Here is a 13274-nt window from a genome sequence, read left to right as displayed (position 1 = left end):
ATACGGATTTGGCAGGCATTAAGTGGCAGCCACCTCTGTCGCTTCGCTAGTCCCCGGCCCAGCGACCGCGCGGCTCTGGGTATAGAGCCCCCCCTAATCCCCGGCTTTTTTGCGCGTTTCCTCGGATTTTCTCTGATCCGGATAGACCAGACCGGCAGAGATCACCAGTTTGGCCGCGTCCTCGATGCTCATGTCCAGCTCAATCACATCCTCGCGCGGGAAATACAGCAGAAAGCCAGAGGTAGGGTTGGGCGTGGTCGGCACGAAGACACTCAGAACCTCGCTGTCGGTATGAGCCTTTTCGCTGATCTCGCCACGCGCCTCGGTCGAGATAAAGCCGATGGCCCAAATCCCCTTGCGCGGATATTCGACAAGGCAGGCTTTCTCGAAGCTGCGTTCGGATTGGGCAAAGACCGTTTCGGCGATCTGTTTCACACCGGAATAGATGGAGCGCACCACCGGCATCCGGTTCACAAGCGATTCCGCGAAAAGGATCAGGGACCGCCCGATCAACCCCTTGGCGATCCAGCCCACAAGAACCGTGAAGATCAGGAAGATGATGACGCCGACACCGCGCAGGTTGATGCCGATATATTGCTCGGGCTGATACTGCGCGGGGATGAGGGGCAGCACGAAGCCATCAACCCAACCGATCAGAGTCCACATCAGCCAGACCGTCAGGCCCACGGGGGCAATCACCACGAGCCCGGTCAGAAAGGATGCGCGCAGACCGCCCAAGCGTCTGGGTTTGCGCGGTGGAGGGGGCAGATCGTCAAAGGGTGTGTTCATCACGGTTCCATCACGCGGATCATGGGGATATCTAGGCACAATATTGCCTGCTCACAATGGGGCATCGGGCGCTGTCGAACGTCACGTTCAAAATACCGGACTGGGGCTTGTATCGGGCCAAGAGGGCAGGTATACGCGCGCCACTGAACCCCGCAGGTATGGGCGGGCTGACAGGGGAGACATCCCTGTCCGTCCACCGGTTGAAGCACCCGCTTCTCTTCCCATGCCGAGGCGAAAACCGGAAAAGGAAAACGAGACATGGCTCTTCCCGAGTTCACGATGCGTCAGTTGTTGGAAGCTGGCGTTCACTTTGGCCACCAGACGCAACGCTGGAATCCCCGTATGGGCGAATTCATTTATGGCGCGCGCAATGGCATCCATATCATGGATCTGACGCAGACCGTGCCGCTGCTGGATGCGGCGCTGCATGCAATCCGCGAGACCGTTGCCAAGAATGGCCGCATTCTGTTCGTCGGCACCAAGCGTCAAGCCGCGCAGCCGATTGCCGAAGCTGCTGAAAAATGCGCTCAGTATTACATGAACCACCGCTGGCTCGGTGGCACGCTGACCAACTGGCAGACCGTGTCGAAATCGATTCAGCGTTTGAAGCAGATCGACGAGATGATGGAAGTCGGTGCTGAAGGCCTGACCAAGAAAGAGCGTCTTGGCATCGAGCGCGACCAGATCAAGCTTCAGGCGAGCCTGGGCGGTATTCGCGAAATGGGCGGCGTGCCGGACATGCTGTTCGTCATCGACGTCAAGAAAGAAGCGCTGGCCGTGGCCGAAGCCAACAAGCTGGGCATCCCGGTTGTCGGTATCGTTGACACCAACTGCTCGCCCGATGGCATCGACTATATCATCCCCGGCAACGACGACGCGGCGCGTGCCATAGCGCTCTATTGCGATCTGGTCAGCCGCGCGGCACTGGACGGCATGTCCGCCCAGTTGGGCGCGGCAGGCGTCGATATGGGCGCCTTGGAAGATGTGCCGGTCGAAGAAGCCTTGGCCGAAGTTGCCGAAGCCGAAAGCTGAAGCTGCGTCATGAAACTGACATGGGGGCAGGGGTATCCCGCCCCCAATCCCGAGACTAATTTGAGGAGAGCCGGTATGGCGATCACTGCTGCAATGGTTAAAGAACTGCGCGAGAGCACGGGCGCAGGCATGATGGACGCAAAGAAAGCGTTGACCGAAACCGATGGCGACATGGAAGCCGCTGTCGATTGGCTGCGCACCAAGGGGCTGGCCAAGGCTGCCAAGAAATCCGGCCGCACTGCGGCTGAGGGTCTTGTCGCGGTCAAGGTCGCGGGCGGCGTCGGTGTGGCGGTCGAGATCAACTCCGAGACCGACTTTGTTGCCAAGAACGCTGATTTTCAGGGCATGGTGGCTACGATTGCCGATGCCGCTGTCGGTGTGGCCGATGTGGAGGCCCTGAAGGCCGCCACAGTGAATGGCAAGGCCGTCGCTGATATCGTGACCGACAAGATCGCCACCATCGGCGAGAACATGGCGCTGCGCCGGATGGCCCGGATCGAAGGCGACGGTGTGGTGGCCTATGTCCACAATGCCGCAGCCGAGGGTATGGGCAAGATCGGCGTTCTCGTGGCCTTCAAGGGTGATGAGGGCTTTGCCCGCCAAGTGGCGATGCATGTCGCCGCAACCAACCCCGCCGCGCTGAACGAAGCGGTTCTGGACCCGGCGATTGTCGAGAAGGAACGTCAGGTTCAAATCGACATCGCGCGCGAATCGGGCAAGCCGGACGCTGTGATCGAGAAGATGATCGTGGGCCGCATGGCCAAGTTCATGGCAGAGGTGACGTTGATGGGTCAGTCCTTTGTGATGAACCCCGACCTGACCGTCGAGGCAGCAGCCAAGGACGCTGGCACCGAGATCATCGGTTTCGTGCGTCTGGAAGTGGGCGAAGGCATCGAGAAGAAAGAAGAAGATTTCGCCGCAGAAGTGGCCAAGGTCGCACAGGGCTAAGCTCTGGTGATATTCAACTATTAAGGGCATCCTTTGGGGTGCCCTTTTTCATTCGCGGCGGCGCCAAAATGAAACCGGTGCCACCCCGAGGGATGACACCGGTCTTGGATCGCGTCGTCTATTGGGGATGAAACGACGTTTAGATAGGCGCCGACCGTCAGTTCCGATCAATAAGAACCAACGGCCGACATCCGGCAGGACCGGAAAGGACGACGTCACCTGCTCAATAAAACAGGCTCCGCAATCCGAAGTGTTCCCAGGCAAATAGCCACCACTCACGGAACAGTGAGATCATGCTACGTAACGTCAACTCAGGAAAGTAAGGTATTCCATACCATCTGATATCTATCCGATTTTAATGAACTTTATTTCTCGAGAATGAAAATTTGATTCTGAAATGCAGCTTTTAGAACCGCCTGTGCTGTGGTTTCGACTGAGAGCGCATGACGCGCGAGACGCAGGTGCTTTTCCACGGTGTCAGAGGTCAAGCCCATGATGATCGCGATATCCTGGACGGTCTTGCCGTCACCGACCCAACCGAGCACTTCGCGCTGTCGTGGTGTGAGGGCACGGCCCGGTGCGGTATAGGGCAGGGAGAGAATCCGAAGATGCGCCACATTATTGAGGGCGAGGATCTGTTCGCCACTCTTTTTCCAGAGCGCATCCACTTCTGATTGCATCATGCCTTTTTGTGCGGTGAGGGCGATGGCCCCTTTGGTGCGTGGGCTGAGGGATTTGAAACTGATGGAATAGCCTGCCGTGACACCGTGCGATTGGTTGAACTCGAACACCCGGCGTTCTTGCTTGGTCAGCGTCCCGCTGTCGATCATGTCGCGCAACACGGACCAAGAGCAGGCGCCGTCATTGTCGAGGGCCCAGCGGACCATCGGGGCATTGAAATACAAACCTTCGCCCACGAAGACATCCGTATACCTGGGACTGTGGTTCGTCAGCATGAGAAAATCGTCGGGGTCGCCCAGAGAGGTTGCGGTGCGATAGCGCGTGTAGCCGTAGATCAAACGATCAAAGCCATAGTCCGCCATGAACCGGGTGTGCAGATCCCAGAGTTCTTCGATAGATGCGGCATTCAACAGGGCATTGATGCTGGAGGCTTCTATCATCCGGGACTCTCCAGATGGCCAAGCAATGCGTCGAGTGCGAGGACATAGCCCCGCGCGCCAAAGCCGCAGATCACACCCACAGCCACGCGCGCAATGTAAGACTGGTGCCGAAACGCCTCGCGGGCGTGGACGTTGGAGAGATGCAGTTCAATCGTTGGAATGGCCACGGAGCTGATCGCATCCATCAGGGCGACGGAGGTATGGGTATAGGCTCCGGCGTTGAGGATAATTCCGTCATAGGTTCCGCGAGCCGCATGAATGGCGTCGAGCAGCGCACCTTCGTGATTGCTCTGGGCAAAGGCGACGGTGACACCGCGCTGAGCGGCGGCGGCTTGGCACATCGTTTCGATGTCTTTCAAGGTCGTGCGCCCGTAAACCTCAGGCTGCCGCGTCCCCAAAAGATTGAGGTTTGGTCCGTTCAAAAATAGAATTGCGGTCATGGCTTCGCTCCTGAGACCTTCTCTTAAACCGCAAATCCTTGGCCTGTCGAGACTTCTGTGGTCGTATCTCGTGGATCAAGCGGTAAGGCCGACCTTGGGACACCCTAGTGAACTTGACCTGACAAGGGAAGGTGTCGCAGAAAACTTACTCCTCACTGGGGTCGTGAATTAACATCTATCTGTAACTAGTTGTAATACTTTATTAAACTTTAACTTTAACACCGCTACATGTGGCTTGGCTGCCACATATAAGTTACATAATACTGATTATGCGATACATAGATTAGGGTAGGGTGAATTCACAAATGAAGTGCAATTTCTTTAACAAGGTATTGAATTGCATGGAGTTAATTTATGGGACGCTGCTACCCTCACCTGAACCTCGACGAACGGCGTAATCTGGCCAAATGGCTTGAAGCGAAGATATCAATCAAAGAGATCGCTGATCGGTTGTGCAGAGATGCATCGACAATCTACCGCGAGATCAAGCGCAACTCGTGCCGTTTCGACGATCAACCTGAGTTGAACGGCTATCATGCGTTGGCCGCGCAGGATCGGAGCGAAGATCGCCGTGCGGTGCATCGCAAGCTGATCTTATATCCCGAGATCATGGCTGCCGTGCGGTGTGGTTTTGACGCCGGATGGTCCCCTGAACAAATTGCAGGACGTATGCGCCTGGAACGCCATCCGATGCGTGTGAGCCACGAGACGATCTATCGATATGCCTATTCAAAAGCCGGCCGTGCTGAGAAGTTCTACCGCCACTTACCCATGCATCGCCATCGCCGCAGGCCACGTGGAACTCGGAGGCATCATGGGCGTCATATCCTTGATGAATTGGCCATCGCGCACCGCCCTGAAGCGATAGCCGAACGTGACCAGTTCGGTCACTGGGAGTGCGACCTGGTGATGTTCCGCAAGGAGTTTGGCAAAGCCAATGTGACGTCTCTGGTCGAGCGTGTCAGCCGGTTTGCTCTCGTTTTGAAGAACCCGGATCGCCAGTCAAAACCGGTGATGGAGAGCCTGATCGCCAACCTGTCTCCCCTGCCAGCTGAAGCGCGTCGCAGCATCACCTTTGATCGCGGCACTGAGTTCAGCGCATGGCAGCATCTAAAGGATGGTCTGGGCGTCGAACCATGGTTCTGCGATCCTCAGTCGCCGTGGCAAAAAGGAACGGTCGAGAACACCAACAATCGCCTGCGCCGCTACCTGTCCCGCAAGGCTGATCCCACGGCGTTCACAGATCGATATTTGAGGTCAATCTGTGACCGCCTCAACGCGACCCCACGCAAGTGTCTGGGGTATCAAACACCGGCTGAGGTATTCCGGGCAAAACTGATGGAAGGAGGGCCATGATCCAGATAAAATGACCCCACAGAAATTGCGCTTCAGCGTGAGTTCACAGTAGTCAGGACCGGTTGCAGCGGTTCATGACGATCTGCATACGATGATCCGGACACGCGTAATGCCCCAAGAGCGGATCTTTGCAAGGGGCTTCGATCACTCTCAAGCTGAGCCAGGTGGCAAGCGCCGCAAAGACCACCCCACCTACGGCCTGTCCCAACAACACGCCCTGCGCCCCCCAGATCATTCCGAAGGCGATGGCAAAGGGCCAGATGCCCAACGTGTTGCGCGCCCAGTTGACCGATGTCGAATAGCCCGGATGCCCAAGGTTGTTGAACGAGGCGTTGGCGACAAAGATCGTGCCGTTGAAGAAAGACGCAAGGGCCAACGGCCCGAGGTACAGGTAAAGCAAGGTGCGCATCTCGCCGGTGGCATTGAACAGGTCCGCGATGGGAGCGCGGAAGACGAAGAGCAGCGCCGACATAGCGATCACGTAGAGAGCTAGAAATTTGAGTCCGTCAAAGAAGGTCTCTTGCACCCGATCCAGTCGCCCTGCCCCGAAGTTCTGTCCAAAGATCGGGCCAATCGCTCCGGAAAGCGCGAGAACGACTGAGAAAACCACTGGAATAAGGCGATTGATCACGGCCATGCCCGCGACGGCATCCGCGCCGTATTTTGCCATTTCCCGCGTTACGATGGCAGCCCCGACCGGGGTTGCGACGGTGGCCAGAACAGCAGGCACCGCAATCTTGATTGCGCCGCCGCAATCGCGCAGCACACATCCCAAATGCGGTTTGGAAAATGCGTTGTACCGGGACATGGCGAGACTGAGCGCCAGAACCATGGTCGCCACGCGTGCCACCACGGTCGCCAATGCCGCCCCCTCAAGCCCCATGCTGAGGCTGAATATCAGGATCGGGTCCATCACGAGATTGACGGCGGCACCCAAAAGCGCCGGATACATTGCGCCGCGTGCGTCGCCATAGGCCCGCAGCACGGCCACTGCGACCATGGAGAGGCCAGAAACAAAGGTTGTGGGCAGGATGATCCAGAGATAGCTGGCCGCCATATCGAGCATGGCCCCTTTGGCCCCGACAAGCCCGAGAATGTCGTCAATGAACGGCAAGGCCAGAAGCGGCAGAATGAGGCCAACACCGATGGCGATAACGGCCGTTGTGCTGGCATAATCGCGGGCGGCGGCACGATCCTCGCGCCCTTCTGCCTGCGCCACCAACGCGCCTGCGGCGATGGAGAGCCCGATATTGACCGCGCTGGCAAAGAACATGACCGTGCTGGCATAGCCTGCGGCAGCCGCCAATTCTTCGCGGCCCAGCATGGAAATGAAAAGGATATCAATAAGATCGACAGCGAAAATCGCCATCAATCCGATGCTTGAGGTGAAGGACATCACCGATATGTGCCGAAAGAGATTGCCTCGGGTAAAGCTGCCGCCGGTCTCGGTGAGGGCCATGTCATGCTCCTGTTACATCACGCATGCTGACATAAACGAACAACGGCGCTCTGCAACTGGGGCAGGATCAACAAGTCTGTGTGCGTTTTTGCTCAGCGGCGGGCGGCAGCCAGATGCACCAGACGTGCACCGGTCTCGTAATAGAGTGATTTCAGTGTGACGAAGTGTTCTGAGTGGCTGTCTACCACGGAAACTGGAAGCCCGGTTTCATCGCCGCTCAGCAAAGCCTGAGCCGCGGCGCAACCGAACACCGTGCCGGGGCCGATGCCGCGGCCAGAGTATCCGAAAATGGCAAGCGCGCCCTGCCCCATGCGTTGAATGCGCGGCAAATGATCATGGGTCATGGCGATGCGCCCGGCCCAAGCATGCGCGATGTCGGCCCCTGCAAGACGCGGGAAAAGCTGTGCCAGTTTGCGACGGGCCCAGTCGGCGTGCAAAGCGACATCGCCACCCATACCGCCGAGGATCACGCGCCCTGCCTGATCGCGGCGTACCGACGTCATCACGAGGCCTGTGTCCCAACACCCCTCGCCTCCGGCCAGAATTTCACCTGCGCGATTGTCGCCAATTGGGGCAGTCGCCAGTTGGAAATACTGGACGATCGGCACATCGGGACGAGCCACATGGGTGATGGGGCGGTGATAGGCGTTGGTGGCGATGAGCAGATGCCGCGCGCGGAGTTTGCCGCCGGGGGTGGTGATGATCCATTGTCCGCTGCGGTGTTCGGCAGCAGTGACGGGGGTTCCTTCGCAGATCAGGGCACCGGCGGTCTGGGCGGCGCGGGCCAGGCCGCGCGCATAGGCGAGCGGCTGAATCGTGCCCGCGCGCGCATCATGGAGTGCGCCATAAAACCGATCTGTTCCCGTGCGTTGCGCGGTTGTCTTCATGTCAATAAGGCGCACCGGGGCACCCCGCGCAGCCAGTTGGGCATGGCGCGATTCGAGGTCAGCCATGGCCTTGGGCGCATGCGCGAGATGCAGGGTTCCGTTGCGCGTGGGCTCGCAGGCGATGTCGTGCTGCGCGATCAGGTCGAACACCAGCGAGGGCGCCTCGGCCAACACGGCATTGAGATGCTCGCCTGCCTCTGCTCCAAGGATCTTGCACACCTCATCGGGAGGGAGCCAAAGGCCAGCATTGACAAGGCCGACGTTGCGTCCAGAGCCGCCCTCGCCCACGGTTTCGGCCTCAAGGACTGCCACATCGGCCCCCTGCCCCGCGGCATAGAGCGCCGCCGACAGTCCGGTGAATCCCGCGCCGATAATTGCAAGGTCCACGCTGCGTTCGCCGCGCAGGGGCTGTGCGGCGAAGGTTTCACGCGAGCTGTCACGCCACAGATTTCCAAGGGCCGACATCGGTCAGAAGAAGGCCTGAAGCCCGGTCTGGGCGCGGCCCAGGATCAGGGCGTGGACGTCATGGGTGCCCTCATACGTGTTCACGGTCTCGAGGTTGACCATATGCCTAATAACTTGAAATTCCTCTGAAATTCCGTTGCCGCCATGCATGTCGCGGGCGTGGCGGGCGATGTCCAGCGCCTTGCCGCAATTGTTGCGCTTGATCATCGAAATCATCTCGGGGGCGGCGTTGGCCTCGTCCATCAGGCGGCCGACGCGCAGGGCGGCTTGCAGGCCCAAGGTGATTTCGGTCTGCATATTGGCCAGTTTCAGCTGAAAGAGTTGGGTCTGGGCCAAGGGGCGGTTGAACTGCTTGCGGTCAAGGCCGTATTGCCGAGACGCGTGCCAGCAGAATTCCGCAGCCCCCATGACACCCCAAGCGATGCCGTAGCGGGCCCGGTTCAAACATCCAAAGGGGCCTTTAAGTCCTTGAACATTCGGGAGAAGTGCCGATTCCGGCACCTCGACATTATCCATAACGATCTCACCGGTGACGGAGGCACGGAGCGAGAGTTTGCCGCCGACCTTGGGGGCACTCAGGCCCTTCATACCCTTCTCTAGCACGAAACCACGAATCTTGCCGTCATGTGCGTCGGACTTGGCCCAGATCACGAACACATCCGCGATAGGGCTGTTGGAAATCCACATCTTGGTGCCGGAGATGCGATACCCACTATCTGTGCGCACGGCACGGGTTTTCATACCGGCGGGATCGCTGCCTGCGTCCGGTTCTGTCAGGCCAAAACAGCCGATGAGATCGCCGCTGGCCAGACCGGGCAGATATTTGCGGCGCTGCTCTTCGGACCCGTAGGCGTAGATCGGATACATCACGAGCGAGGACTGCACGCTCATCATCGAGCGGTAACCCGAATCAACCCGCTCGATTTCGCGGGCGACGAGGCCATAGCTGACATAGTTCGAGCCGAGCCCGCCGTATTCCTCGGGGATGGTGGTGCCCAAAAGACCCATCTGCCCCATTTCCTTGAAGATTTCGGGGTCCACACGCTCTTCTCGGTAGGCGGCGATGACGCGCGGTTGCAGCACTTCTTGCGCGAAAGTGCGGGCGCTTGTGGCGATCATGCGCTCTTCTTCGGAGAGCTGGTCATTCAGACGGAAGGGGTCGGCCCAATCGAAAGAGTTAAGGTCCGGTGCATCCTTGGCGCGCAGCGTCGGCGTCTTGGCGTTCATGGCGGGCTCCTTATGAGTATTTTTACAGGTTGAGGGCAGGTTACACTGGCATAGTTGCGAAGAATAACGATAATTTCACATAGACATATGAGTAAACCGCAAGAATGACCCTGCCCCGCCGCTTTCTCCCGTCCATATCATCCTTGCGTGCGCTGGAGGCGCTCGATCGTCTGGGCAGCGCCACGGCGGCAGCGGCGGAGCTGTCACAGACACAAAGCGCGGTCAGCAGGCAATTGAAAACATTGGAAGATCAGCTTGGTGTGGGGTTGATCGTGCGGCAGGGCCGTGGCATTCATCTGACCCCGGAAGCGGCGGATTATGCGGATAAAATCCGCGGCGCATTGCAGCAGATTGCACAGGCTTCGGTCAAGCTGACGGTCAATCCGGTGGGCGGCAGTTTGAGCCTTGCGATTCTGCCCACATTCGGGATGCGTTGGCTGGTGCCGCGACTGGCAGACTTTGCACGGCTGCATCCGGAGGTGACAATCAACCTGTCGACCCGGTTGAAGCCATTTAACTTTGTCACAGAACCCTTTGATGCAGCGATACATTTCGGGCATTCTGATTGGCTTGGCACTGAGGCTTTGCGCCTGCGGACGGAGCGGGTTGTTGCCGTGGCAACGCCCGAATTTCTAGCACGACAGGGACCCATTAAGAGTGCCGAGTCCCTATTGCGCCTGCCGCTTTTACAGATTGAAACCCGGCCTTCTGCCTGGCCAACATGGTTCGAGGCTCAGGGGATTTCGGGGGCAAGGGTGACGGGCACAATCTATGATCAATTTTCAACCATTACACAGGCGGCGTTGCATGGTCTGGGGGTCGCGCTCTTGCCGGATTATCTGGCCGAACAGGATTTGGCGACGGGGCGATTGGCAATAGCTTGGGGTGACAAGACGCTGATTTCAGGAGCTTATTATTTGGTTTGGCCAGTTCAGAACGGACGCGATCCGGCGCTGCGCAAGTTTCGCGATTGGCTGGCGGGACAGGCCGAGGATGAGGACCTGTTACCGCGCTGAGCGACCGGGTGGGGAGATGGCTGATTTGGTGGGATGTACGATTGTGCGGAGTGTCCGTACGGCTTTAACGATTTGGAAAGCCTCAGCCCGCAGGATGAGGATGCGTGAGTCGTCCGGGGAATTGGACTGATCCCCCTACCCCGGTGCCGCGCGTGCCTTGGACTTGGAAACAGGAGGGCCAGAGGAGTCGAATAGTGCGCTCCGATTAAGCCGGATTAACCGAGTGTTCACAGGCGGTGCGCATGGACATGCTTTGACGCCGTCAGCCCCCGTTAACCTGCCGTCAGCCTAAGGCGTAGCCCGCGCCGCGCACGGTGCGCAGCGGGTCTTCGCCGCCATACTGGCAGAGCGCCTTGCGCAACCGGCCGATGTGGACATCGACGGTGCGGGTGTCGACATAGATGTCGCGACCCCAAACGCGGTCAAGGAGCTGCTCGCGGGACCAGACGCGACCTGGCTTTTCCATGAAGGTGGACAGCAGGCGAAATTCGGTCGGGCCGAGTTTCAGCGGCTTTTCGCTGCGGGTCACGCGATGGGTTTCGGCATCGAGCACGATGTCGAGATATTCCAGTCGTTCGCCGACGGTTGCGGGGCGGGTGCGGCGCAGTTGGGCGCGGACGCGGGCCATGAGTTCGACCAGTGAATAAGGCTTGATCACATAGTCATCTGCTCCGGTCTCCAACCCGCGTACGCGGTCCACCTCTTCGGAGCGGGCCGAGAGCATGATGATCGGGATGCCGCGTGTTTCGGAGCGGGTCTTGAGTTGGCGGCAGACCTCGATGCCCGACACATTCGGCATCATCCAGTCAAGCACAATGATGTCGGGCGGCATCTCGGACACCATCAGGAGCGCCTCTTCGCCATTGCTGGCGGTGAGGACGTGAAAACCGTCGGCCTGAAGATTATAGCCGAGCACCTCACGCTGTGCTGGCTCGTCTTCGACGAGAAGGACGGTAGGCTGATCTGCGGACATCGGGCTTTCCTATCCTAGGCCTTGACCTTGGGGGCGAGATTGGGGTCGATGGACGTGTCGTCGCCCTTGGGGCGCGGATCCTCCGGAAAGGAGCCCGAGACGAGGTAGACCACCTGTTCTGCGATGGCCGTGACCAGATCACCCATGCGCTCGGTGTTCTTGGCAATGAAATGCAAATGCATGCAGGGCGTGATATTGCGCGGATCCTCCATCATGAAGGTGAGGAATTCGCGAAAGATTGCATTATACATCTGATCGACATCCTGATCACGCCGGATCACCTCATTGGCAAGATCCATGTCGCGCTGGATATAGGCATCGAGCACATCCTTGAGCATTTCCTCAACTTCGCGCGCCATGCGGCGCAGCGCAGCGGGCGAGCCGTTGACAGCGGTCATCTGGCTGAGCACCGAGGTGCGCTTGGCCATGTTCTTGGCATAGTCGCCGATGCGCTCGAGGCTGGCGGAGATTTTGATCACGGTCAGGACAACCCGCAGGTCGCCGGCGGTGGGCGACCGCAAGGCCAGCACGCGGGCGGCCTCTTCGTTGATCTGCTCTTCGAGCGCGTCGATCGCCTTGTCGCGGCCGCGCACCTCTTCGGCAAGTTCATCGTCGCGGGATTCGAGCGAGCGGGCGGCATCGGAGATCGCGCGTTCGACCATGCCGCCCATCTTCATGATATGGGCCTGAATGGTCTCGAGGTCGCGGTCGAAGGAGGAGACGATGTGCTGATGGTCGGACATGGGGAGTTCCTTAGCCAATGCGCCCGGTGATGTAGCTCTCGGTGCGCTCATCCTTGGGGTTGGTGAAAATCTGGCCGGTGTCGCCGAATTCGACGAGATGACCCAAGTGGAAGAAGGCTGTTTTCTGGCTGACGCGGGCGGCCTGCTGCATCGAGTGGGTGACGATGACCACGGAAAACTCCTGGCGCAGCTCGTCGATCAGTTCCTCGACCTGGGCGGTGGCGATGGGATCGAGCGCCGAGCAGGGTTCGTCCATCAGGAGCACTTCGGGTGAGGTGGCCACGGCGCGTGCGATGCAGAGGCGCTGTTGCTGGCCCCCTGAGAGGCCGGTGCCGGGCTGATCGAGTCGGTCTTTGGCCTCAGTCCAGAGCGCGGCGCGGCGCAGGGACTTTTCGACGATCTCGTCAAGATCGGCTTTGGTGCGGGCAAGACCATGGATACGTGGACCGTAAGCCACGTTGTCATAGATCGACTTGGGGAATGGATTGGGTTTCTGGAACACCATGCCCACCTTGGCGCGCAATTGCACCGGATCGACCTTTTTGTCGTAGATGTCTTCGCCGTCGATGCGGATATCCCCCTCGACGCGGCAGATGTCGATGGTGTCATTCATCCGGTTGATGCAGCGCAGGAAGGTGGACTTGCCACAGCCCGAGGGGCCGATGAAGGCGGTCACGGTCTTGTCGGCGATATCGACGTTCACGTCCTTGATGGCATGCGTATCGCCATAATAGACCTGCACATTGCGCGCGGCGATCTTGATGTCGTTATTGCTCACTCTGGTCTCCGAGAGTTTTGGGGCGTCATACATGTGTCTA

The 13274-nt window shown here is 59.0% G+C and carries 13 protein-coding genes; 4 read left to right on the top strand and 9 right to left on the bottom strand.

The window, feature by feature from the left end; all coding sequences use genetic code 11:
* Positions 1 to 93: 93 nt before the first annotated feature.
* Positions 94 to 789 carry a DUF502 domain-containing protein gene (locus ROS217_RS16235; RefSeq protein ID WP_009818878.1) on the bottom strand — a complete coding sequence of 232 codons (696 nt, stop codon included), beginning with the start codon at positions 787 to 789 and terminating at the stop codon, positions 94 to 96.
* A 258-nt stretch (positions 790 to 1047) separates the two neighbouring features.
* On the opposite strand from ROS217_RS16235, the gene rpsB reads away from it, so the two are divergent.
* Together rpsB and tsf are read left to right on the top strand one after the other, a co-directional pair.
* Positions 1048 to 1821: a 30S ribosomal protein S2 gene (gene rpsB / locus ROS217_RS16230; protein WP_040650670.1), complete on the top strand. Its 774-nt coding sequence runs from the start codon at positions 1048 to 1050 to the stop codon at positions 1819 to 1821.
* Positions 1822 to 1896: 75 nt separating this feature from the next.
* Entirely contained in the window at positions 1897 to 2769 is an 873-nt protein-coding gene (gene tsf / locus ROS217_RS16225) for a translation elongation factor Ts (RefSeq protein WP_009818876.1), read from the top strand.
* Between the two features lie 365 nt (positions 2770 to 3134).
* On the opposite strand, the gene ROS217_RS16220 is transcribed toward tsf, so the two are convergent.
* The gene (locus ROS217_RS16220; protein WP_009818875.1) at positions 3135 to 3890 is read right to left on the bottom strand and encodes a LuxR family transcriptional regulator; all 756 of its coding nucleotides are present in this window, start codon (positions 3888 to 3890) and stop codon (positions 3135 to 3137) included.
* On the bottom strand, positions 3887 to 4330 hold the full coding sequence (gene aroQ, locus ROS217_RS16215) for a type II 3-dehydroquinate dehydratase (RefSeq protein ID WP_009818874.1): 444 nt from the start codon (positions 4328 to 4330) through the stop codon (positions 3887 to 3889). Before aroQ ends, ROS217_RS16220 begins: the two co-directional genes overlap by 4 nt.
* Before the next feature lie 354 nt (positions 4331 to 4684).
* Here aroQ and ROS217_RS16210 point away from each other — a divergent pair, with 354 nt between their 5' ends.
* A complete protein-coding gene (locus ROS217_RS16210; protein WP_009817807.1) occupies positions 4685 to 5686 on the top strand; it encodes an IS30-like element ISRssp4 family transposase in 1002 nt (333 codons plus the stop codon).
* A 52-nt stretch (positions 5687 to 5738) separates the two neighbouring features.
* Here the strand turns inward: ROS217_RS16210 and ROS217_RS16205 are convergent, their stop codons facing one another.
* From ROS217_RS16205 to ROS217_RS16195, 3 genes are all read right to left on the bottom strand, one after another.
* On the bottom strand, positions 5739 to 7145 hold the full coding sequence (locus ROS217_RS16205; RefSeq protein ID WP_009818872.1) for an MATE family efflux transporter: 1407 nt from the start codon (positions 7143 to 7145) through the stop codon (positions 5739 to 5741).
* Between the two features lie 92 nt (positions 7146 to 7237).
* Complete coding sequence (locus tag ROS217_RS16200) at positions 7238 to 8497, bottom strand: NAD(P)/FAD-dependent oxidoreductase (RefSeq protein ID WP_009818871.1); 1260 nt, start codon at positions 8495 to 8497, stop codon at positions 7238 to 7240.
* 3 nt (positions 8498 to 8500) lie between these two features.
* Positions 8501 to 9724, bottom strand: coding sequence for an acyl-CoA dehydrogenase (locus ROS217_RS16195; protein ID WP_009818870.1), 1224 nt, complete (start codon positions 9722 to 9724; stop codon positions 8501 to 8503).
* A 104-nt stretch (positions 9725 to 9828) separates the two neighbouring features.
* Between ROS217_RS16195 and ROS217_RS16190 the strand changes: the two genes are divergently transcribed.
* Positions 9829 to 10740 carry a LysR substrate-binding domain-containing protein gene (locus ROS217_RS16190; RefSeq protein ID WP_009818869.1) on the top strand — a complete coding sequence of 304 codons (912 nt, stop codon included), beginning with the start codon at positions 9829 to 9831 and terminating at the stop codon, positions 10738 to 10740.
* 283 nt (positions 10741 to 11023) lie between these two features.
* On the opposite strand, the gene phoB is transcribed toward ROS217_RS16190, so the two are convergent.
* Genes phoB through pstB form a run of 3 tightly spaced genes read right to left on the bottom strand, consistent with a single transcriptional unit; the run spans position 11024 to position 13267 of the window.
* Entirely contained in the window at positions 11024 to 11713 is a 690-nt protein-coding gene (phoB, locus tag ROS217_RS16185) for a phosphate regulon transcriptional regulator PhoB (protein ID WP_009818868.1), read from the bottom strand.
* A gap of 14 nt (positions 11714 to 11727) precedes the next feature.
* Positions 11728 to 12456: a phosphate signaling complex protein PhoU gene (phoU, locus tag ROS217_RS16180; RefSeq protein ID WP_009818867.1), complete on the bottom strand. Its 729-nt coding sequence runs from the start codon at positions 12454 to 12456 to the stop codon at positions 11728 to 11730.
* A 10-nt stretch (positions 12457 to 12466) separates the two neighbouring features.
* A complete protein-coding gene (gene pstB, locus ROS217_RS16175; protein WP_009818866.1) occupies positions 12467 to 13267 on the bottom strand; it encodes a phosphate ABC transporter ATP-binding protein PstB in 801 nt (266 codons plus the stop codon).
* Positions 13268 to 13274: the final 7 nt, after the last annotated feature.

Origin of the sequence: Roseovarius sp. 217 (assembly GCF_000152845.1) — a bacterium.
Taxonomy (GTDB): domain Bacteria; phylum Pseudomonadota; class Alphaproteobacteria; order Rhodobacterales; family Rhodobacteraceae; genus Roseovarius.
This window is presented reverse-complemented; position numbering and strand designations above follow the sequence as displayed.